18 protein-coding genes are annotated in these 20,950 nt (G+C 39.2%); all 18 read right to left on the bottom strand.

Features of this window, described 5'->3' with window-relative positions:
* Complete coding sequence (clpP, locus tag HMPREF1865_RS03545) at window positions 1–594, bottom strand: ATP-dependent Clp endopeptidase proteolytic subunit ClpP (RefSeq protein WP_004696517.1); 594 nt, start codon at window positions 592–594, stop codon at window positions 1–3.
* Window positions 595–630: 36 nt separating this feature from the next.
* Window positions 631–1,935: a trigger factor gene (gene tig / locus HMPREF1865_RS03550; protein WP_060919212.1), complete on the bottom strand. Its 1,305-nt coding sequence runs from the start codon at window positions 1,933–1,935 to the stop codon at window positions 631–633.
* A 163-nt stretch (window positions 1,936–2,098) separates the two neighbouring features.
* A complete protein-coding gene (locus HMPREF1865_RS03555) occupies window positions 2,099–2,554 on the bottom strand; it encodes a CBS domain-containing protein (protein WP_004696521.1) in 456 nt (151 codons plus the stop codon).
* A 111-nt stretch (window positions 2,555–2,665) separates the two neighbouring features.
* Window positions 2,666–3,145 (bottom strand): 23S rRNA (pseudouridine(1915)-N(3))-methyltransferase RlmH, encoded by a 480-nt coding sequence (gene rlmH / locus HMPREF1865_RS03560; protein WP_060919213.1) that lies wholly within the window; start codon window positions 3,143–3,145, stop codon window positions 2,666–2,668.
* 2 nt (window positions 3,146–3,147) lie between these two features.
* Complete coding sequence (locus HMPREF1865_RS03565; RefSeq protein WP_004698746.1) at window positions 3,148–3,954, bottom strand: MBL fold metallo-hydrolase; 807 nt, start codon at window positions 3,952–3,954, stop codon at window positions 3,148–3,150.
* 105 nt (window positions 3,955–4,059) lie between these two features.
* On the bottom strand, window positions 4,060–5,247 hold the full coding sequence (locus tag HMPREF1865_RS03570; RefSeq protein WP_060919214.1) for a RuBisCO large subunit C-terminal-like domain-containing protein: 1,188 nt from the start codon (window positions 5,245–5,247) through the stop codon (window positions 4,060–4,062).
* Window positions 5,248–5,451: 204 nt separating this feature from the next.
* Window positions 5,452–6,837 carry a nucleobase:cation symporter-2 family protein gene (locus HMPREF1865_RS03575; RefSeq protein ID WP_060919215.1) on the bottom strand — a complete coding sequence of 462 codons (1,386 nt, stop codon included), beginning with the start codon at window positions 6,835–6,837 and terminating at the stop codon, window positions 5,452–5,454.
* A 145-nt stretch (window positions 6,838–6,982) separates the two neighbouring features.
* Window positions 6,983–9,532: a selenium-dependent xanthine dehydrogenase gene (xdh, locus tag HMPREF1865_RS03580; protein WP_060919216.1), complete on the bottom strand. Its 2,550-nt coding sequence runs from the start codon at window positions 9,530–9,532 to the stop codon at window positions 6,983–6,985.
* Between the two features lie 17 nt (window positions 9,533–9,549).
* A complete protein-coding gene (gene hydA / locus HMPREF1865_RS03585) occupies window positions 9,550–10,899 on the bottom strand; it encodes a dihydropyrimidinase (protein WP_060919217.1) in 1,350 nt (449 codons plus the stop codon).
* The gene (locus tag HMPREF1865_RS03590; RefSeq protein ID WP_060919218.1) at window positions 10,896–12,587 is read right to left on the bottom strand and encodes a hypothetical protein; all 1,692 of its coding nucleotides are present in this window, start codon (window positions 12,585–12,587) and stop codon (window positions 10,896–10,898) included. The genes hydA and HMPREF1865_RS03590 overlap by 4 nt, the downstream gene beginning before the upstream one ends.
* A 28-nt stretch (window positions 12,588–12,615) precedes the next feature.
* Entirely contained in the window at window positions 12,616–13,944 is a 1,329-nt protein-coding gene (ssnA, locus tag HMPREF1865_RS03595; protein WP_060919219.1) for a putative aminohydrolase SsnA, read from the bottom strand.
* Window positions 13,945–13,998: 54 nt separating this feature from the next.
* Window positions 13,999–14,934, bottom strand: a complete 936-nt coding sequence (arcC, locus tag HMPREF1865_RS03600; protein WP_060919220.1) for a carbamate kinase — start codon at window positions 14,932–14,934, stop codon at window positions 13,999–14,001.
* Window positions 14,935–15,002: 68 nt separating this feature from the next.
* Complete coding sequence (ygeW, locus tag HMPREF1865_RS03605; RefSeq protein ID WP_004698646.1) at window positions 15,003–16,196, bottom strand: knotted carbamoyltransferase YgeW; 1,194 nt, start codon at window positions 16,194–16,196, stop codon at window positions 15,003–15,005.
* 152 nt (window positions 16,197–16,348) lie between these two features.
* Window positions 16,349–17,659: a YgeY family selenium metabolism-linked hydrolase gene (locus HMPREF1865_RS09510; RefSeq protein ID WP_004698551.1), complete on the bottom strand. Its 1,311-nt coding sequence runs from the start codon at window positions 17,657–17,659 to the stop codon at window positions 16,349–16,351.
* 12 nt (window positions 17,660–17,671) lie between these two features.
* A complete protein-coding gene (gene dpaL, locus HMPREF1865_RS09515) occupies window positions 17,672–18,883 on the bottom strand; it encodes a diaminopropionate ammonia-lyase (RefSeq protein WP_004698734.1) in 1,212 nt (403 codons plus the stop codon).
* Between the two features lie 9 nt (window positions 18,884–18,892).
* The gene (locus HMPREF1865_RS03620; RefSeq protein WP_060919221.1) at window positions 18,893–19,525 is read right to left on the bottom strand and encodes a helix-turn-helix transcriptional regulator; all 633 of its coding nucleotides are present in this window, start codon (window positions 19,523–19,525) and stop codon (window positions 18,893–18,895) included.
* Between the two features lie 398 nt (window positions 19,526–19,923).
* Complete coding sequence (locus HMPREF1865_RS03625) at window positions 19,924–20,343, bottom strand: flavodoxin (RefSeq protein WP_004696544.1); 420 nt, start codon at window positions 20,341–20,343, stop codon at window positions 19,924–19,926.
* A 10-nt stretch (window positions 20,344–20,353) separates the two neighbouring features.
* On the bottom strand, window positions 20,354–20,941 hold the full coding sequence (locus tag HMPREF1865_RS03630) for a DUF3793 family protein (RefSeq protein ID WP_008714331.1): 588 nt from the start codon (window positions 20,939–20,941) through the stop codon (window positions 20,354–20,356).
* Window positions 20,942–20,950 lie beyond the last annotated feature (9 nt).

The raw sequence follows: 20,950 nt of genomic DNA on the forward strand, positions 1-20,950 counted from the left end.
TTACTTGCTTTCTACAGGTTCTCTTGTGAGTACCTCATCGATTAAGCCGTATTCAACGGCATCCTGAGCACTCATGAAGTTATCGCGATCTGTATCGCGAGCTACTACTTCAATATCTTGTCCACTGCGAGAAGCTAAGATACCATTTAACTCTTCACGCATGCGAAGAATCTCACGGGCATGGATTTCAATTTCAGATGCTTGTCCTTGTACACCACCTAATGGTTGGTGAATCATGATGCGCGCATGAGGTAACGCATATCGTTTACCTTTAGTGCCAGCTGTTAAAAGCACAGCACCCATGCTCGCTGCAGAGCCTACACAAATAGTAGACACATCTGGTTTTATATATTGCATCGTATCATAAATAGCCATACCGGCAGTGACAACACCACCAGGGCTATTGATGTACAAATGGATATCCTTATCAGGATCCTCTGCTTCCAGGAATAACATTTGCGCAATAACCGCATTTGCCACATTATCATCGATGGGGCCACCAAGGAAAATAATGCGATCCTTTAACAAGCGAGAGTAAATATCATAGGAACGCTCTCCGCGTTCACCTTGTTCAACTACGATTGGTACATACATGTAATCACCTTTTCATGTACCTAGTTGAGCAAACTATTATTCAGCCGCTTCAGCGCCTTTTGCATTATCAATAATGAATCGAGCTGCTTTTTTGCGAGCTACAGAGCCTGCCAACATAGCTACACGACCTTCTTTTGCAATAATATCCCAAACTTCTTTAGGATCTGCCCCAAAGTTTTGAGCCATAATGAAGATTTCACGGTTCATATCATCTGGAGTTACTTCGATACCTTCAGCAGTTGCGATAGCATCCAATACTAAATCAGCGCGTACGTTTTCAGCTGCGGAATCTTTGTATTCAGAGCGTAAATCTTCGATAGTTTTATTGGAGAATTTCAAGTAGTCTTCAAGTTTCAAGCCGCGGCCTTCCATATTCATAGCCAATTCTTGAATCATTTGTTCTACACGATCTTTAATCATGACTTCTGGGATTTCTACAGTTGCATTTTTAACAGCTGTTTGAATCAAGTCAGCATTGTAAGTATCGATTGCACGACGGGAAGCTTCTTCCTCCATTTTAGTGCGAAGATCTTTTTTCAATTCTTCAATAGTTTCGTAAGAGCTTGCTTCTTTTGCGAATTCATCATTCAATTCAGGCAATTCTTTACGTTTAATATCATGGATATGAGTTTTGAATTCTGCTTCTTTACCAGCAAGTTCTGCTACGAAGTAGTCTTCAGGGAATGTTACTTTTACAGTTACATCATCACCAGCTTTAGCGCCAATTAATTGATCTTCGAAGCCAGGAATGAAGCTACCAGAACCGATTTGTAATGGATAGGATTTACCTTCACCACCATCAAAAGGTTTACCATCAACGGAACCAGCAAAGTCGATTACTGCGAAGTCATCTTTTTGAATTGTAGCGCCTTCTTCAGCAACAACCATTTTTGCTTGTTGTTCACGAATATTGTTCAACTGTTCTTCGATTTGTTCATCAGATACTGTAGCATCTTGTTTTTCTGCTTCTAAGCCTTTGTAATCGCCAAGTTTAACTTCAGGGCGTTTAGTTACAGTAGCTTTGAAAATCAAATCTTTGCCTTCTTCGAATTGTTCCCGTTCGATTTCAGGTTCAGATACAGGCACGATATCATTTTCACGAAGTGCAGCACTATAGTTTTGGCTAGCCAATACTTCAAATGCTTCTTCCAAGATAGCTTCTTTGCCGAAGTTCATTTCCAAAATACGGCGAGGCGCATGTCCTTTACGGAAGCCAGGGATGTTCACTTGACCTGCAATGCGTTTTACAGCTTGTTTAATGCCCTTACCTACTTCTGCTGCAGGTACTTCAATAGTTAACGTTACTACGTGTTGATCAACAGGATTTACAGTTGCTTTCATTTAAAATATGTCCTCCTCGAAGGGCAATATGCCCAAATTTCTGTAGTATATTATGCACTCCTAATAATAACATAAATGCAAGGTCAATGCAATTCTTCTCAATATACACGAAAAGACCACCCCAAAATGAGTGGTCTTTACATATTTTACATAATTATGCTAATTAGTTATCTTTAGCAATCAATTTGATAATGTCACGACGAGACAAAATCCCGATCAAACGATACTCTTTATCTACAACTGGCACATTTTTCAAATGTTGATCAAGCATAACAGATACAATTTCTTCTACATCTTTATCCGGTGTGGTTGTAATTACTTCATCAGTCATCAACTCATGAACGTGAGATGCCAATAATTTTTTGAATTGAGCATTGTATTCGCCAATGCCATTGTAATAGATGCTAGCGCCTAATACATTAACATAATGAGGCACATGAGGACGTACTTTTTTATATAGTAAATCACCTTCAGAGATAATACCTAACAACTTATTATCATCATCCACTACGGACACCGCTGTTAAATTATATTTAACCAATAAATCAGCTACATCAGAAATCGGCGCATCTTTGCCAACAGTAACAGGGTATTTATTCATTACTTCTTGGATTTTCATAGTGAATTCCTCCTTACAAATACATCTTGCTTTATTATACTATTCGCCATACTATAATAAAACTCCTTTTTTCTGAAAGTATTATACAAATAATTTTTAGGTATACGTCTTCTACCAATGATAAGGTTCATTGCGATTGATTTTTGATGCTCGATATATCTGTTCTACAAGTAGCAATCGAACCATTTGATGAGTAAATGTCATAGGGCTAAAGGATAATTTATAATTTACAGCCTGACGTAATGTATCACTCACCCCAAAGGCACCACCAATAATGAAGGCCATATCGCTCACACCATCCACCTCAAGTTTAGATACCGTCTTAGCGAGTTCTTCAGAGGACATCGTTTTGCCATACACATCAAGTAATACGGTATACGCATTTTTAGGAACCGCTTTTAATAAACGGTCTCCTTCTTCGGCAACAACTTGTTTGCGATCCGCATCACTCGGCTTATCTCCAATTTTACTTTCATTCAGCTCTGTAATTGTAATACCACCATAGGGACGCATACGTTTCACAAACTCTGCTACACCCTCACGTAAATAAGCATCCTTCAATTTACCAATACAGACTATATAAAATCTCATTTTTACCTCTTCACAGATTGGATGGACACGATTTCATTAGGTTGACCATGTTGCAGCTTCATTTCAGGTCCAATACGAACACCACCATCCACAAGCATTTTACCAATGGTTTGAGTAACAAGGACAGCGTTATTATTATTTTCAGATCGATGAGCCAATATAACTTGCATAAAATTAGGACGCTTCATCATGAGTAGAGCTTGTGCAGCCATTTCATTACTCAAATGACCTTCATCACTAGCCACACGTTGTTTTAAAAACGGCTGATAGGGTCCGAAACGCAACATATGCGGATCATAATTTGCCTCTAGCACTAACAGCGTCGTATCATCAAGCCTGCGTAAAATATCATCTGAAATCACACCTGTATCAGTAACAACAGTTGCCTTATCGTTCCCAGCAAACACATTTATTCCAATTGGATCAGCCGCATCATGACTTACCGAAAACGGCTCTACGGTGAGACCGCCCAACGTTAAACTGCCCTTTGTAAGCTCAATCAATCGATTCTTCGGTACGATTAACTTATCTTGAATTTCACGCCATGTGCCCTGCTTCGTATACACAGGAAGATCAAATCGTTTTAGCAATTGTTGTAGTCCCGCAATATGATCACTATGTTCATGACTGACGAATATGCCCTCCACCTGAGCCATGTCTATATGCAATTCTTTTAACCCATTGACAATGCGCCGGCAACTAATGCCTACATCATGCAATATGACAGAGTTCCCTTTTTTTATTACTGTACAATTGCCCTTGCTACCACTAGCAAGGACATGGACCTCCAACGGTGATGATTCACTCATCAAAACACTCCATATACTTAATCATAAATCTATTATTTCTGTAAAAGTCAATAGCTTAGTTATTTAGTTAAATATTGTATTAACTCATTTAAATTCAAGCTATTATTACGTTCTTTCAGATAATTTAGTCAAACGCTCTACAAAGTACGACATATTAGCCTCAATATCTGGTCCTCGACGGAACATGTCACCGCCAACGAGGAACATAGTATCATTTCCGTACAGCTCAACGAGTTCATTAAGACGAGCATCTGTAACACCACCACCCGGTGCCGGGCAAGCTGCTTTCATCAAACCTAATGGCTGTTTAATGTAAGAGGAAATCCTCTTGCATTGTTCCTCTGTAAAAGTAAAGCGTCCACCATAAGATACGAAAATTGGCATATCAGCCCCAAAGATACGAGGTAATAAACCTAGTTGTAAATAGTCAGCTACTCCAGATACACCAGGGCTTACAAATCCACCAGAATAAGCTGGATGATGAATAATGGGCAATCGTAAGTTTTCATCAGTAGCTAATTTGTGTAACCAACCGAAACCAACGAGACCTGCAGCCACCATGAGAGCTGTAGCACCAGCCTCTTTGGCAAAATAAGCGCGTTCTAACACATCTGTACCATCACCTGATACGTTTGCAGCATATAAAGTATGTGTACCATGTACAGCATTCATTTCCTGTACCATAGCAGCACATCGTTTTACACGATCTTTATATTGAGAGAAGGACTGATTAGAAATACCATGATCATCCTTTATAACATCTGCACCACCACGTGTGTAAGCGCCACACATATGAGCCAATTCGACATTCGGTGTGCCCATCGGCTTTACAACGGCTTGAATCATTGGACGCGTCGGGGTTTCCACTAATCGACGAATACCTTGTAAGCCAAATCGTGGTCCCTTAAACACATCGTAAAGTGTTGGACATAGTTCAATATCTACTACCCAAATATGTGGCTGTAACGAAGAATTACCAAAGACAACATTTAAAAATTGTGTAGCCTCTAAGGCCGTGGTATCTACGTGATATGAAATACGAGACAAATAGTAACGAGAGGTGTCAATTACAGCATTTGGCATCACACCTACATTGATATAAGGAGAGTCTTCTACTATAGGTTCAAGAGATTCTAGTCGACCAGTAATAGTTTCTTTAATGTATGTATCCGTTACAAACTCATAAGGAAATTCTATAGTTTGTTCCACTTGAACAGCCCAAGCAATTGATTTTGCTTCTTCATATGTACTCGCTTCTATTCTATATGTAACTATAAATCGCTCGTCTTTCATAATGCGTCTCCTTTGCAATAATATTATTTAATTATATACCAAAGTAGTATACGATTCCATAAAAAAAGACCTCACTCCAAATCAGAGTGAGATCTTTTTAACAAACGAAAACATATATATTGATGTTTTACCTATACTAACAAGGTTTCTACTGTGAGAGACAATACATATAATCGCATGAGAGTAAACTCGTCTAACTATATCTTATTGGTAGAAATGTTTAGGATAACCTTTGAATCGTGTGAAGTGGCGATATTTACGAGTCGCACGATTAGGTTCGTTAATAGTTTTATAACCAAAACCATTAAACATTACATTTAAAATAACAGCTACTATACTACCAGCTGTGATACCAGATTTCAAAAGAATTTGAGCCCATGCTGGAAAGTGTGTATAGAATTGAGGTGCTGCAAGAGGAATCATGGATACCCCAATACTAATGGCAACTAGCATCAGGTTATAGTTACCATCGAAACTAACTTTACCAAGAGAACGAATCCCACTGGCGATAATCATGCCGAACATAGCAATCCCTGCGCCCCCTAGTACAGCATTTGGAATACAAGCTACGATAGCGGCTAATTTAGGGAAAAGGCCTAATAAAATTAAAATTACACCAGATGCTGCTACAACGAAACGACTCTTAACACGTGTTACAGCAATAAGACCTACGTTTTGAGCAAATGCTGTATACGGAAAACTATTAAGGATACCACCAATAATAGTAGACAAGCCATCCGCGCGAAGTACCGCAGCCAATTCATTTTGACCAATAGGTTTATCTACAATTTCACCTACCGCAATACTATCACCAGTTGTTTCTACCATAACTACGAGCATTACAATAATCATAGATACAATAGAAGCAAAGTCAAAGGTTGGAAGACCAAAATAGAATGGTGTTACAACAGAAATCCATTGAGAACGTCCTACCTCTGAAAAATCTGTAATACCAACAATCATAGCTAAGGCTGTACCGAGAATAAGGCCAACTAAGATTGCCAAATTACCAAGGAAACCTTTACCAAATCGATAAGTTAATATAACGAGAACAAATGTAGCTACACCAAGAGCTATGTATAGTGGATCGCCAAAGTTTTTATTGCCTACGCCACCCCCCATCCAGTTAACAGCTACTGGCATCAAGTTGATACCAATAATAGTAATGATAGTACCTGTTACTACAGGTGGGAATAGCCGAATTAAACGACTGAAAAATGGTGCCACAAGGAATGTAAAGAGACCAGCTACGATAATCGCACCGTAAATCGTATTGATATCATGCTGTTGACCAATCATAATCATAGGGCCTACAGAAGCAAATGTAACACCTTGAATAAGAGGAATACGCCCGCCAACAGGTCCGAATCCTAATGTTTGAATCAATGTAGCTACACCACATGTAAATAAGTCAGCTGTAATCAAACGAATTAAATCTTCAATTGGCAAATGCATAGCTTGTGCAATAATAATTGGTACAGCTACTGCCCCAGCATACATAGCCAGAACGTGCTGTAAACCATAAGCGAATAACTGCGGGATTGGCAGCATACCATCTACATGGTCGACACCAGATACACCTTTACTCATAAGAATCACCTCATATCTTACGTTTTAGTTACTAGTTAAACAATATAGTCATACTATCGTACATGATAGAGTTTAGAAATCTCATCGACTTCACGTGGGAACCTTGATGGCTAGGGGCAAAAGCCCCTACCATTAAGCAAATGTTCTATTTTTTATAACCTGTATGTTTAATCGGCAAGGACCTACGTGGTTCTCCGTCGATACGACGATACGCATTTGCAATAGCCGGTGCAATCGGAATGCTAGAGATTTCGCCAATACCTTTAGCACCGTATGCATATTGTTCTGGTGTCCCTTTTTCGATAAGACTTACATGAATTGGAGGACATTGGGTAGCTCTAAGAAGTCCTAGCGTACCGTATTTAGATGTTACATACCCTTCTTTATAAGGGAAGTCTTCTGTAACTGCATAACCCATTCCCATAATGGCACCACCTTCGGCCTGACCTGTACAGGATTGAGGGTTCACTACACGACCTACATCGTATGCTACATGTAAATTAGCAACCTTATTGTCTTCACCAATTGTTGCTACACATGCACCATAACCATAGGCAACGTGATTTTTTGGATGCGATTTATCAGAATTAAATGGATCTGTTTCACCGAGGAACTCTTCATAAATCTCTACGCCATTCAGTTCTTCTAATGTTTTAGAAGCTAACATTTCTTTTAAGCGAAGACTTGCTTTGCGCGTTGCTTCACCGGTAAAGAGCGTTTGGCGAGATGCAGTAGTTGTACCAGAATCTGGTGTGCGTACTGTATCAGGACGTTCTACAAATACTTTATCCGCCGTTAAGCCTGTTGTTTCACAAAGTACTTGTGTTGCCATAGTAGCCATGCCTTGACCAATACAAGCAGCACCCGTACGAATACGAACTTTACCATCACGTACTTCTAAAATAACGCGACCCGTATCAGGTAGTCCTACACCAATACCACTATTTTTCAAACATACCGCAAGACCAGTACGATCAGAGGCATAATATGCATCTTTTACAGCTTCCAAACATTCTACTAAAGCGGTTTCTTTGGAACAAATTTGGCCATTTGGTAATGAGTCACCAGGGCGCACAACATTTTTATAGCGGAATTCCCAAGGATCCATGCCTACCAACGCAGCTAATTCATCAATATTTTGCTCTTGACCAAAGATAGTTTGTGTTACGCCGAACCCACGGAATGCACCACCAGGAACAGTATTTGTATAAACACATACACCATCAAAGGCAAAATTATCAAAGTGATAAGGGCCACAAGAATGGGTACCAGCACGTTGAAGTACAGGACCACCTAAAGATGCATAAGCACCACAATTAGAAACGATATTTACCTTACTTGCTACTAGATTACCTTCTGCATCACAAGCTGTTGTAATATCCATTTCCATCGCATGACGTTTAGTATGGATATTAAGACTTTCTTGCCGAGAGAATAGAACCTTAGTTGGTTTACCTGTAAGCCAAGCTACGAGAGATGCATGATGCTGTACGGTCATATCCTCTTTACCACCAAAGCCGCCACCTACGAGCATGCTATGAACCTTTACAGATTCATTTGGAATGCCAAGCATACGAGCAACTTCACGCCGATCATCATAAACATTTTGGCTACCTGAATGCAGATGAATTTCGTCTCCCTCACGATATGCAACGGCACATTCTGGTTCCATAAATGCATGGTCGGTTTGAGGCGTAGAATAATGATTGGTTACTACAAAAGCAGCCTCTGCAATAGCCTTATCTACATCGCCACGAGATAACGTTTGACGAGATAATACATTTCCCTCTGGATGTAATTGAGGAGCATCTGGTTTTAGCGCTTCCAATGGATCTAGTATGGGTTCTAATTCAGTATAATCAACTTCAACTAAAGCCAATACTTCATCTAGATACTTCTTCTCAGTAGTTGCTACCAATGCAATTGCATCGCCTACATAACGTGTAATATCATCTTCGGCGATAAGTACATCCCAATCCGGTACTAAATGACCAGTCTTATTGAATGGTACATCCTTAGCAGTCAATGCCGTTACACATGCTGGATGTTCAAGAGCTTTAGATACATCAACACGATCAACTCTAGCTCGTGGGTATTTAGAACGCAATGCTTTGGCATAAATCATGCCATCCATATAGATATCATCAGAGTATTGTCCAGTACCTAATGCTTTTTCCTCAGCATCTACACGGTGTAAACGAGCGCCAACATTACCATTTGTATCCTTTTCTGGAACTGGTAAGTTCTCACGGAACATTTTTGCAGCTAGCATAATGCCCTCTTCAATTTTTACATAGCCTGTACAACGGCAAATATTACCTAATATCGCCTTTTTAACATCGTCAGGTGTAGGGTCATTATTTTCGTCAATCAATACTTTTGCACTAATAATCATACCTGGTATACAGAAACCACACTGCACCGCTCCGCATTCACCAAAAGCATAGGTGTATACTGCTTTTTCTCGTTCAGATAAACCTTCAATCGTGACAATTGATTTACCATCTAATTGAGATAGTTTGCTTACACAAGCCTTTGCTTTTTTTCCGTCTATAATTACTGTACACGTACCACATGCACCAGCACTACAACCTTCTTTAGTGCCCGTCAGCTTTAAATCAGCTCGCAAGAAATCAATTAAACGTTGATCCTCTTGAACCTCATATTGGGTGCCATTCACTTGAAAGCGGTACATATATAGCCCTCCTCTCATTAAGGAATACATTCACCAAGATATGATTCTGTTAAGGATCCATCTTGTACCACATGGTGACCTCTAAGGATAACATCTCGAACCTTGCCAGTTACAGATATTCCTTCGTAAGGTATATAGTCAGCCTTTGTATGGGCGGACTCTTTTGAAAGCACATGTTCTATATGCTTATCTACAATTGTTATATCCCCATCACTACCTACAGCTAATGTACCCTTCTTGGGGTACATGCCATATAGCTTTGCTGGGTTTTCACTAACTAATTTCATAAAATCTACAGCACTCATATTGCATTGGTTAACCAACACATCATAAGCAATGATACCCCGTTCTTCGGCTCCAGGAATACCTCCAGGAATTCGGGTAAAGTCATACCGACTCTTTAATTTTTGATCATTAAAGGTAAAGCTACAATGGTCGGAACCAATGGTTTGGAATACACCATTTACTAGTGCATCCTTCAATGCCATTTGATCTTGTATCGTTCTAAGTGGAGGACTCATCACATATTTAACCCCTTCAAAATCAGGTAATTTATATCGTGATTCATCAAGCACCAAATACTGTGGACATGTTTCACAAGTCACTTGATGTCCTAATGCCCGCTCACGTAGAACTTCATCTACGCCTTCTTTAGAACTTACATGCACAATATGCACGGGATACTCTAATGCAGCACCAATTGTACTAAATCGCTTAATCGCTTCCGATTCAATCATGGCCGGTCTTGTGAGTGGATGATTGTCTACATCTAATTCACCACGTTTACGTTTATCTTCTACAAAGGCATCGATAAGATCACCGTTTTCACAGTGAGCCCCTACAAGCGCACCCGTTGGTTTTATAGCTTCAATAGCATCATAAATTTCTCGATCTGTTAAACGGAAGCCATACGCTAAGTACACTTTAAAGGACGATACACCAGCTTCTACAACCTTTGGTATTTCATGAAATACCTCTTCATTCATTTCTACAAGCTCCATATGGAATTTGTAGTCACAGGAGCAATGCCCTAAGGCACGCTCCTTATGAACTTCTAACCCTTTACAAAGTGATCCATCCTCAGGAGAAGCAAAGTTGATGATTGAAGTAGTGCCGCCAAGAATAGCAGCCTTTGTACCACTATCAAAATCATCTGCAGTAGACGCCAAGGCATTTGTCATTTGAAAGTGTGTATGAGGATCAATAAATCCAGGGAACACATAGCAACCTTTTGCATTAAGAACTTTAGCCCCTTCTGGAACAGAAAGGTATTCATCAATGGCGACAATTTTGTCGCCATCAATTAATATATCTCCGGTAAGGATTCTGTCAGTTAAGACCAATTCCCCTTGTTGTATGATAATCATGATACATAGTACACATGCTCTTTACAGAAGGCATGTACAGCTCCTTTCAATTCTTCAGGTAATGCATCAATGTCACATACGGCTTCTTCACCTTTAAAGCGATAACCACAGCTAGTGCCTTTGATGTAGAAACCATCATTTGTACTATCTGCTAAAGCTTCAGCATTGTGGAAGAATGTAATGCGATCCTTGTATGGTTGACAAGGTTCTACGCAATGACACGCACAGTTACCACATTCATTACAGCTTTGATCAACATGGATAATCAATTTAGCATCATTTACAGTAACGACTTCATTACATCTATTAGGACATACGCGAACACAAGCACCACAAACAACGCGGCAGTGGTAGTCAGAACTACGTGTACCTGGGAAGGATGGCATTGCTTCACGTTTTTTCTTCATTGCATCGCTCTTCTTGAAGATTTTGTTCTCCGCGATGTCTTTAGCGAGTTTAGCTATAAGTTCTTTATGAACTTTTAAAGCAGCATTGTAATCAGTAGATTCCACTTCGTCTGCTAAGCCTTTGAAAGTATTGTAACCTTCACCTTGTAGAAGAATTGTGCATACTGTTACAGGCCAAATACCACAATCAAAGATAGCTTTGATATTTTGTTTTACAGCACCACCGCTATAAGACATAGGTAAACGTTCGCCGAATTGAGCACTTAAGAGCTCAGCTACACCAATTGTTACAGGTAACAAGGATTTACCAGACATATACATTTGCTCGCCTGGCAATTCATCGTTGTGAATTTGTACAGGGAATGTATTTGTCAATTTAACACCGAAAATCTTATTGTGTTTTTCACCAAGAGCGATAAGACGCTCTAACATTGGAACAGCCTTATCGAATTGAAGGTCAACTTCAAATTGATGATCTTCAAAGTCAATGTACTCAAAACCAGCGTTATCCAATAATTCTCTAATGCGTTTTGGACCTAACAATGTAGGGTTGCATTTTAAGTATAGGTGAAGACCTTTTTCACTGATAAGGTACGAACAAATGGATTCGATTTCTTCTGCTGGGCAACCGTGCATTGTGGACAATGTAATTGCTTGGCAAAGTTCATCACTAATAGAGTTGATATAATCAGCATCAATATGCTCAAATTCATCTACATGGTCAAGACACCATTGTTTACATGTATCCCACATAGGAGATTGAGATGCATTTCGCATTGTATTGATGAATTTATCAACCATAGGGCTCTTAATACCAGCCAAGTTATAGCCAACACTCATGATGAATAAAAATCCATCTGGATCACCTAATCCTAATTCTTTAGAGATTAATTTCAATGCGAACCAAGCTTTAATGTATTCATCAGCAGCTTCATCACAGCTATATTCAGAAGACCATTCTACGTTATATGCTTCGTCTACAGAGTAGATACAAGGTCTAGGAATACCTAGTTCTTCACCATACATAATTTGTACGGTTTTTAATTCAATGCAACGAGCACCAGCTACATAGGATGCCACAATATTTTGTGCCAACTGTGTATTAGGGCCAGCTGCTGGGCCTACAGGATTTTCAATAGATTTACCAAAGATAGATAAGCGTTGATCATGATTCGTACGATGAATTTTATTTACATTGTAAATACGATTGTACATCTTGTACTCAGTCATAATGTGGTTCATCAAATTTCCGAAACTTACCGGATACATAATGTCACTCATAATGTCACACTCCTTTAAAGCGTTTGCGTTATGGGTTTAGTCGTTTCCATAAACCTTTAGATGTTGCTAAAACTTCGTTCATTACTTCAGCTTTATCAATGCCTTGTAATTTACGATCAATCATGCGTGGTACACCATCACTAATAGTTGTTACCACATACATACCATTAGCACCGAATAGTAAATGACCATTGATGTTGTTTTCATCAAGTGGTGTTGGTGCTGCGTAATCAAGAACAATTACGTCAGCTGCAGCACCTTTTTTAAGGATGCCTACCGTAGTATCGAAGAATTCATTAGCCATTTTGCGGTTGTTTTCAAATAGCATATGAGGTACTTCGCCCCAGCCTACATATGGTTTATGTTGCTCATGTTTCACGAGACAATTCGCTGCTTTATAAGATTCGAGCATATCATTTGTATAACCATCTGTGCCAAGCCCAACAGTGATCCCTGCATCTAATAGTTTTAAGATATCTGTCGTGCCTACTGCATTACCCATGTTACTTTCTGGGTTATGTACAACCTTAGCTTGAGATTTTTTCAATAATGCCACATCTTCGTCAGTTACGTGTACACAGTGACCAGCGATGCTCTTAGGGCCTAAAATACCTGCCTCTACGAGGCGTCTAACAGGTGTCATGCCATATTTTTCTTTACTATCTGCCACATCTTCTGGGCCTTCAGCAACATGAACGTGATATCCTAACTTGTCTTCATTTTGTGCTTTCACATAATCTAATGTTTCAGGACTTAGAGTAAAGGATGCATGTAAGCCCATCATAGCAGCGAGTCTAGATGGATCTTTTTTAGCCTCTTTACCAAAACGTACATTTTCTGCAACAGCGGCTTTCATCTGATCAACACCGTTACGGTCAGACACTTCGTAGCACAAGCAAGAGCGAACACCAAACTGTTTAGCTACATCTGCAATGATGGATAAGCTGTTAGGCACTTCACCATAACTTGCGTGATGGTCAAAAATAGTAGTTACACCATTTTCGATACAGCCTAAATACGTAAGTAATGCACTTGCTTTTACATCAGGAGCGGTCAATTTATTATCTAAGTAGAACCAAAGTCCTTCCAAGATTTCACCGAAGTTAGTCGGTGCCGGACCTGGCAATGATAAACCTCGTGCAAGAGCGGAATAAATATGGTGATGTGCATTAATGAAACCTGGCATAATTAGGCCACCATGAGCATCAATGATTTCTGCATTTACATACGTTTTACATAATTCATCATATATACCAATATCAACAATTTGAGTCCCGTCGATAGCAATAGCACCATCATAAATGATAGGTCTATCAGCGTCGCGAGTAATAACAGTACCTTTTCCTAATATAATCATGTGGGCACCTCCTCAACGATTCGTTGAAATGCATACTTATAAACTTATATATTATTATAATACGATACGTGTGCCTGTTTTTCCTGCTATACCATCTTTAGATTTCTCTAATAATGTGATAATTGAAACACGGCCTTTTTTGGATTCTGCAAATGCTATAGCGGCTTCTACCTTTGGTTTCATCGAGCCTTCTGCAAACTCACCAGCTGATACAAATTCTTTAGCTTGTGTAACGGTTATTTCATCAAGCCATTTTTCATTTTCTTTACCAAAATTAATGGCAACCTTTTCAACAGCTGTTAAAATAACGAGAACATCAGCATCAATTTCTTGGGCCAATAAACTACTAGTCCAATCTTTATCAATAACAGCAGCTGCACCATGAAGTTCATTACCTTCTTTAGTTACTGGGATACCTCCCCCGCCACAAGCAACAATTAATTGTTTACCTACTAAACCTTTAATTGCTTCTAGTTCAATAATTTCTTTTGGTGCTGGAGATGCCACCACACGACGATAACCACGTCCCGCATCTTCTTTTACCACATAATCGTAATTCTTTTCTGCGTATTCAGCTTCTTCCTGAGTCATAAAGTGTCCAATTGGTTTTGTAGGATTTTGAAAAGCTGGGTCATTTTGATCAACAAGTACTTGTGTAACCATAGTCATTGTTGGCAAATCTTTTATACCACGATTTAAGAGCTCTTCGTGAAGAGCATTTTGTAAGTCATAACCAATATAAGCTTGGCTCATTGCTACACATACAGATAATGGAGTGTTTGGTTGACCTTCTACTTCACGAGTCAATGCAGCCATCGCATTGTTGATCATACCAATTTGAGGTCCATTACCATGTGTTACCACTACATCACAATCAGCTTCTACTAAATCAATAATTGTTTTAGCTGTACTTTTTACAGCAATTTTCTGTTCTGGTAAGGAATTGCCTAATGCATTTCCCCCTAATGCTACTACAACTCTCTTTTTCATGTTATGCCTCATAACAAACTATTAAGAATAAAAGGAGCCATCAATACGGATGGCCCCTAAACTTTACTTTACGGTTGAACTCGTTCGGTTCCCTTCCGTTCTAATTCTTTTAAGGTTTCTACAGGATTTTTAAATTTGCTAAGGAAAATCATAGCTGCAATAACATATGGTTTGTAGCTTGCTTCCTTATAAAGAGGTATGCGGTAGCGATCAAATACTGTTGCATCTACTTCGCCTTCTTCACAACTTACACCTGTAATATCTGCTGGTAAGCAATGTAAGTAAAGAGCTTTGCCGTCCTTTGTGAGACTCATCATCTCTTCCGTACATGCCCAATCTTTATGTTTACCATTTTCTTCAAGAAGAACTTTTTCTAATGCTTTAATACCTTCATGATCATTTTCACCATACAGTTTTGTACGTTTTTCCATTGCACCGAATGGAGCCCAGCTCTTAGGATATACGATGTCTGCATCTTTGAAAGCATCCTTCATGTCGTTAGTTCTACGGAATGAACCGCCGCTAGCTTCAGCTTGTTTCTTAGCGATTTCTTCAACTTCCGGCATTACTTCATACCCTTCTGGATGTGCTAATACAACTTCCATACCGAGACGAGTGAATAAGCCAATAGCACCTTGAGGTACGGATAAAGGTTTACCATAAGATGGGGAGTATGCCCAAGTCATAGCAATCTTTTTGCCTTTAAGGTTTTCTACACCGCCGAATTCTTTGATGATATGAGCTGTATCAGCCATGATTTGTGTAGGATGGTCAATATCACATTGTAGGTTTACAAGCGTTGGGCGTTGCTCTAGTACACCATCTTCATGACCTTCTTTAACTGCATCAGATACTTGATGCATATAAGCATTCCCTTTACCAATATACATATCATCACGAATACCGATAACATCTGCCATAAAGGAAATCATATTAGCTGTTTCACGAACTGTTTCACCGTGAGCGATTTGAGATTTGCCTTCATCTAAATCTTGAACTTCAAGGCCTAGCAAATTACAAGCGGAAGCAAAGGAGAAACGAGTTCTTGTAGAGTTATCGCGGAATAAGGAAATGCCAAGACCGCTGTCAAATACTTTAGTGGAGATATTGCGTTCTCTAAGAGCACGCAATGCATCAGCTACTGCCCAAACACCTTTTAATTCGTCATCAGATTTTTCCCAAGTTAGGAAGAAATCTTCGCCGTACATTTTACTAACATCTAAGCCTTGTAGTGTTTCAATACTTTTATTGAAGTCTGTCATCTGTAAGTCCTCTCTTTCAATTCCCTAAAGGGCTACTTAGGATCTAACTTTATACGATGCCTCATCAAATGTTGAGGTACCATATGAAATTCTTAATATCAACTATTTTCAGTTATTTTCGTTAAAATAGATCTAATTCAATATATGTGATATTAGTCTTTGCAGTATACGGATGGTAACAATGCATATACAGCGGCACATGTTACAAGATCTTGTTTCCATGTAATTTCGTTAGGAGCATGTGCTTGTGCTTCTGCGCCAGGACCGAAGCCAATACAAGGGATGCCATTACGACCCATGATAGATACACCATTTGTGGAGAATGTCCATTTATCAGTTAATGGGCGAGCTTTACGCATTTCAACTGTATCTTCTGCACCAATACGTTCGTTGCCATATAAGCTAGTGTATGCTTCTTCCAAAGCTTCTGTTACTTTATGATCTTTAGGAATTACCCAAGTTGGGAAGTAGCATTCGATTGGATAGGTTAAACCAGTCCAAGATGGACGAGCATATTCGTACATGGATACTTTCGCACCATATTCTTTAACATGTGGTAATTCTTCGATTTCTGCCAAGCAACTTTGCCAAGTTTCACCAGCAGTCATACGACGGTCCAAGGAAATAGCGCAGGAGTCAGCTACTGCACAACGGCTTGGAGAAGTATAGAAAATTTGGGAAGTAGTTACTGTACCGCGACCTAAGAAGCGAGCTTCTTCATAGTGGTCAGGGTTAAATTTTGGATCAAGCATTTTAACAAGGCCCTTAATTTTTGTGCTTTCATCAGCAGAGTTAGCATTCAATTCACGGATGTCTTGAAGTATATCTGCCATTTTATAAATTGCGTTGTCACCGCGTTCAGGAGCAGAACCATGGCAAGATACGCCTTGTACATCTACACGAATTTCCATACGACCACGTTGCCCACGATAGATACCGCCATCAGTTGGTTCTGTAGATACTACAAATTCAGGACGGATATTACGTTCTTTAATCATGTATTCCCAGCAAAGGCCATCACAGTCCTCTTCTTGTACGGTGCCTACAACAAGTACACGATATTTATCACTTAGAAGTCCTAAATCTTTCATAATCTTAGCGCCGTATACAGCGGATACGATACCACCCAATTGGTCAGATACGCCACGACCACCAATTTTAGTTTCGTCTTCGAAACCATCGTATGGATCAAAATCCCAATTATCACGATTGCCAATACCAACTGTATCAATATGTCCATCAAAGGCAATGAGGGTTTTTCCTGTACCCATATATCCAAGAATATTCCCCATAGGATCTACTTCAACTTCATCAAATCCTAGATCTTTCATCTCTTGTTCTATACGTTTTACATGATCTTTTTCTTCAGCACTTTCACCTGGGAATGCTACGATCTCACGTAAAAACTTTGTCATCGCTGGGCCATAAGTTGCCGCTGCTTGTTTAATTGCTTGTAAATCCATAATTAATGCCTCCTAACGATCTTCACCATACCACATAATATTTTTATATCTTTCAGGGTCCGTATCACCTTCAGTGGAGAAACAGAGTACCTTTGAAGACGCATCTAGTTCTAACTCTTTCCGTAAGTCTTCATATTCCGGCATTGTCATAATTGCCATTACAAGACCTAATGGAACTGCACCAGACTCTCCAGTAGTAATTGGAGTATCGCCTTTAATCGGTGCACCGCCAACGCGCATGCCTAAACGTGCCACCCAGTCAGGCGCAGAAACGAATACATCTGCATGATTTCTCAAAATATCCCAAGAAACTGTGTTCGGTTCACCACAAGCTAAGCCTGCCATGATTGTTTCTAAATCACCCTCTACGATACGAGGTTTACCATCATCAGCTACAGCACCTTTGTATAAACAAGCTGCAGCTGCCGCTTCTACAACAACTAATTTAGGTTTTTTAGCCACATTGCTGTATAGATTAGTGAAGTAACCCACTACAGAACCGGCAAGGGAACCTACACCAGCTTGTACAAATACATGTGTAGGAACTTTACAATTATCAGCTTCTAATTGATTGGCTGTTTCCATAGCCATGGTGCCATAGCCTTGCATAATCCAGTTTGGAATTTCTTCATAACCTTCCCAGGCAGTATCTTGAACTACAACACCGTTAGGAACTTCTTTAGACTTTTTGGTTGCTAAGCGTACACACTCATCGTAGTTGAAGTCTTCGATTGTTACGGTAGCTCCTTCGTTTTCGATTTGTTTTCTACGATATTCTGTAGAGCCCTTTGGCATAAATACTACAGATTTTTGACCTAATTTATTAGCTGCCCATGCTACACCGCGACCGTGGTTACCATCAGTGGCAGTAAAGAATGTAGCTTGACCAAACTCTTCTTTTAATTTTGCAGATGTTAATACATCATATGGTACATCCTCAACAGCTTTACCAGTTTGTTGCGCCACATATTTTGCCATCGCATAGGAGCCGCCTAATACCTTAAATGCATTAAGGCCAAATCGGTAGGATTCATCTTTTACAAAGAGTGCATCAACACCGATATAAGACGCTAAATTCTTAAGCGATACAAGTGGAGTAACGCTATATTGTGGAAAACTTTCATGAAACGCTTTAGCTTTCTTAACCTCTCTAACATCCATAACGGACAAAAACTTGTCACTTGATGGTGCCATTGTATTACGTTTCCACTGAATTCGTTCCATATTTGCCTCCTAGGATTCTTCCTTTACAGTATTTAAATCACTATAAAGAGTAAACTTAGAAATATTAAAATACTCTGCTATCTTCTCAGAAGACTTCGAGATAAGAAAAGCCCCTTTTTCGTTTAAATAGGTAATAGCTTTTAAGCGTTCCACCTTATTCATCAATGGTCCTGGTTTACCAACTAAACGCTCTACGTCTAGTAATAAATCATCTAATAGTTCCGATACACTCGTCGTAATTTTTTCAACAGATCCTGCATCTTCCTGACCTGTATTGACCAAACTATCCAAAAGTCGATACATCATAACAAACTCTGTTATATCTTGGTTAATCCCCAACAAGTATGCTATACGACCTGTATCATCACGAATATACATGGTAGAAGATTTTAATATTCGACCATCTTTAGTCTTTGTAAGATAACCAAATCTGCCCTCGCTACCATCGTCATGGCTCAGCACATCTAAAACCACATGCGATGGACCATCACCAACATGTCTATTAGTTATAGTTCCATTCTCAATATATACAAGAGACGAATTAATATCCCCTTGTAAATCATGAATCAATACTTCACAGGATGGGCCAAATTGTACCGCTAATCCATGGGCTATGACTTTTATTCGCTCTAATGTACTCATTGAAATAACCCCTCTTTCAATGTCATAGATTAACCTTTCCAGTTTAAATTACGCTAGCCCGGTTAATAGCTAATATAGAATTAACCCTAACTATTTTTGTATTAACCTAAATTTTTGTTAGGTTCTTTAACTAAATTATAGGACTATGTGTACAAAAATGCAATATAATTATGCATTAAAGTTATTTATAATTATGTGCTTATATACACACATAGAGATAAAGATAAATAAATATTATGATTTTCATCACATTTACTTATCGATATCAAAATTTTTAATGACCTTTGCTCCATCATATCAATCATAAGTACATACAAAAAAGGCTGTAATAACGAGTTATCGTCATTACAACCTTTTATTATTAACTATTAGTATTTATGTTAGTAATTAAAATCAAATTAAGCGTTTGCTAATGTTTTACCTAATTCTTGGCATTGTGCATTACCATCATCATCAGGTTCGCCCAAGATTGCTACGCCATCAGCCACTAATTCGCCACCAGCATCTTTAATTCGAGTGCCCCAGTCTTCCAACCAAGTACCACCCCAACCATAGGAGCCAAAGATCGCTATTTTTTTACCACTCAACTTGCCTTCTAGTTCAGTGTAGAATGGTTCAAATTCGCCTTCTTCTAATTGTTCTGCACCCATATCAGCACAGCCAAGAGCTAATTTTTCATAAGCGGCTGCTTCATCAACAGATACTTCAGAAACGGATTTTACTTCAACTTCTTGACCTGCAGCTTTAATACCTTCAGCTACTTCATAAGCCATGCGTTCTGTATTTCCTGTACCGGACCAAAAAATTACACCAATCATCTTGTACCTCCTAGGCCGTTCTTGCGACCAATGAACTAAATGTTTTTCCCAACATCAATTGAGTTTGACAAAATTCACGACATGCTTTGTAACACAAGAAAGAGCGTTGTGCATTTACCACATCATGGTAAACTTTCCACTCTCCGCACATTCGGTATCCCCCACCACGATAGGAAATAAAACATTTCACATCCTTTAATGGGTAACCTAGAAAAATGCCGATTTCATGTGGAAACTCAATGCTTACTTCCATACGATATCTAAGATGTTCAAGCATCTCCATAATGCTCATTCGATCATGATAACCGTAGGCTTTCAAAAATAACATCACCGCAGGTTGCCGTACATAGTCTCTTAATTGCTTCTCACGGAATACCAATAATAGTCTTCGCGCTTTACAACGACATAATTCAAAGAAGAACAATCCTTTTTCATTGAACGCTTTATTATACTCTATCAATACAAATTGGATTTGTTCATTCATGTCCCGTGGAATAGAAACCAAGTTCGATAGCTTAATACCTCGAATTGCCGGTGCACAATGATATCCAATGATATGGTCAATTGAATTCATCATAATAGTACCTGCCTGTTGCACATCGTTAGA

Origin of the sequence: Veillonella parvula, assembly GCF_001553335.1 — a bacterium.
Classification (GTDB): Bacteria; Bacillota; Negativicutes; order Veillonellales; family Veillonellaceae; genus Veillonella; species Veillonella parvula_S.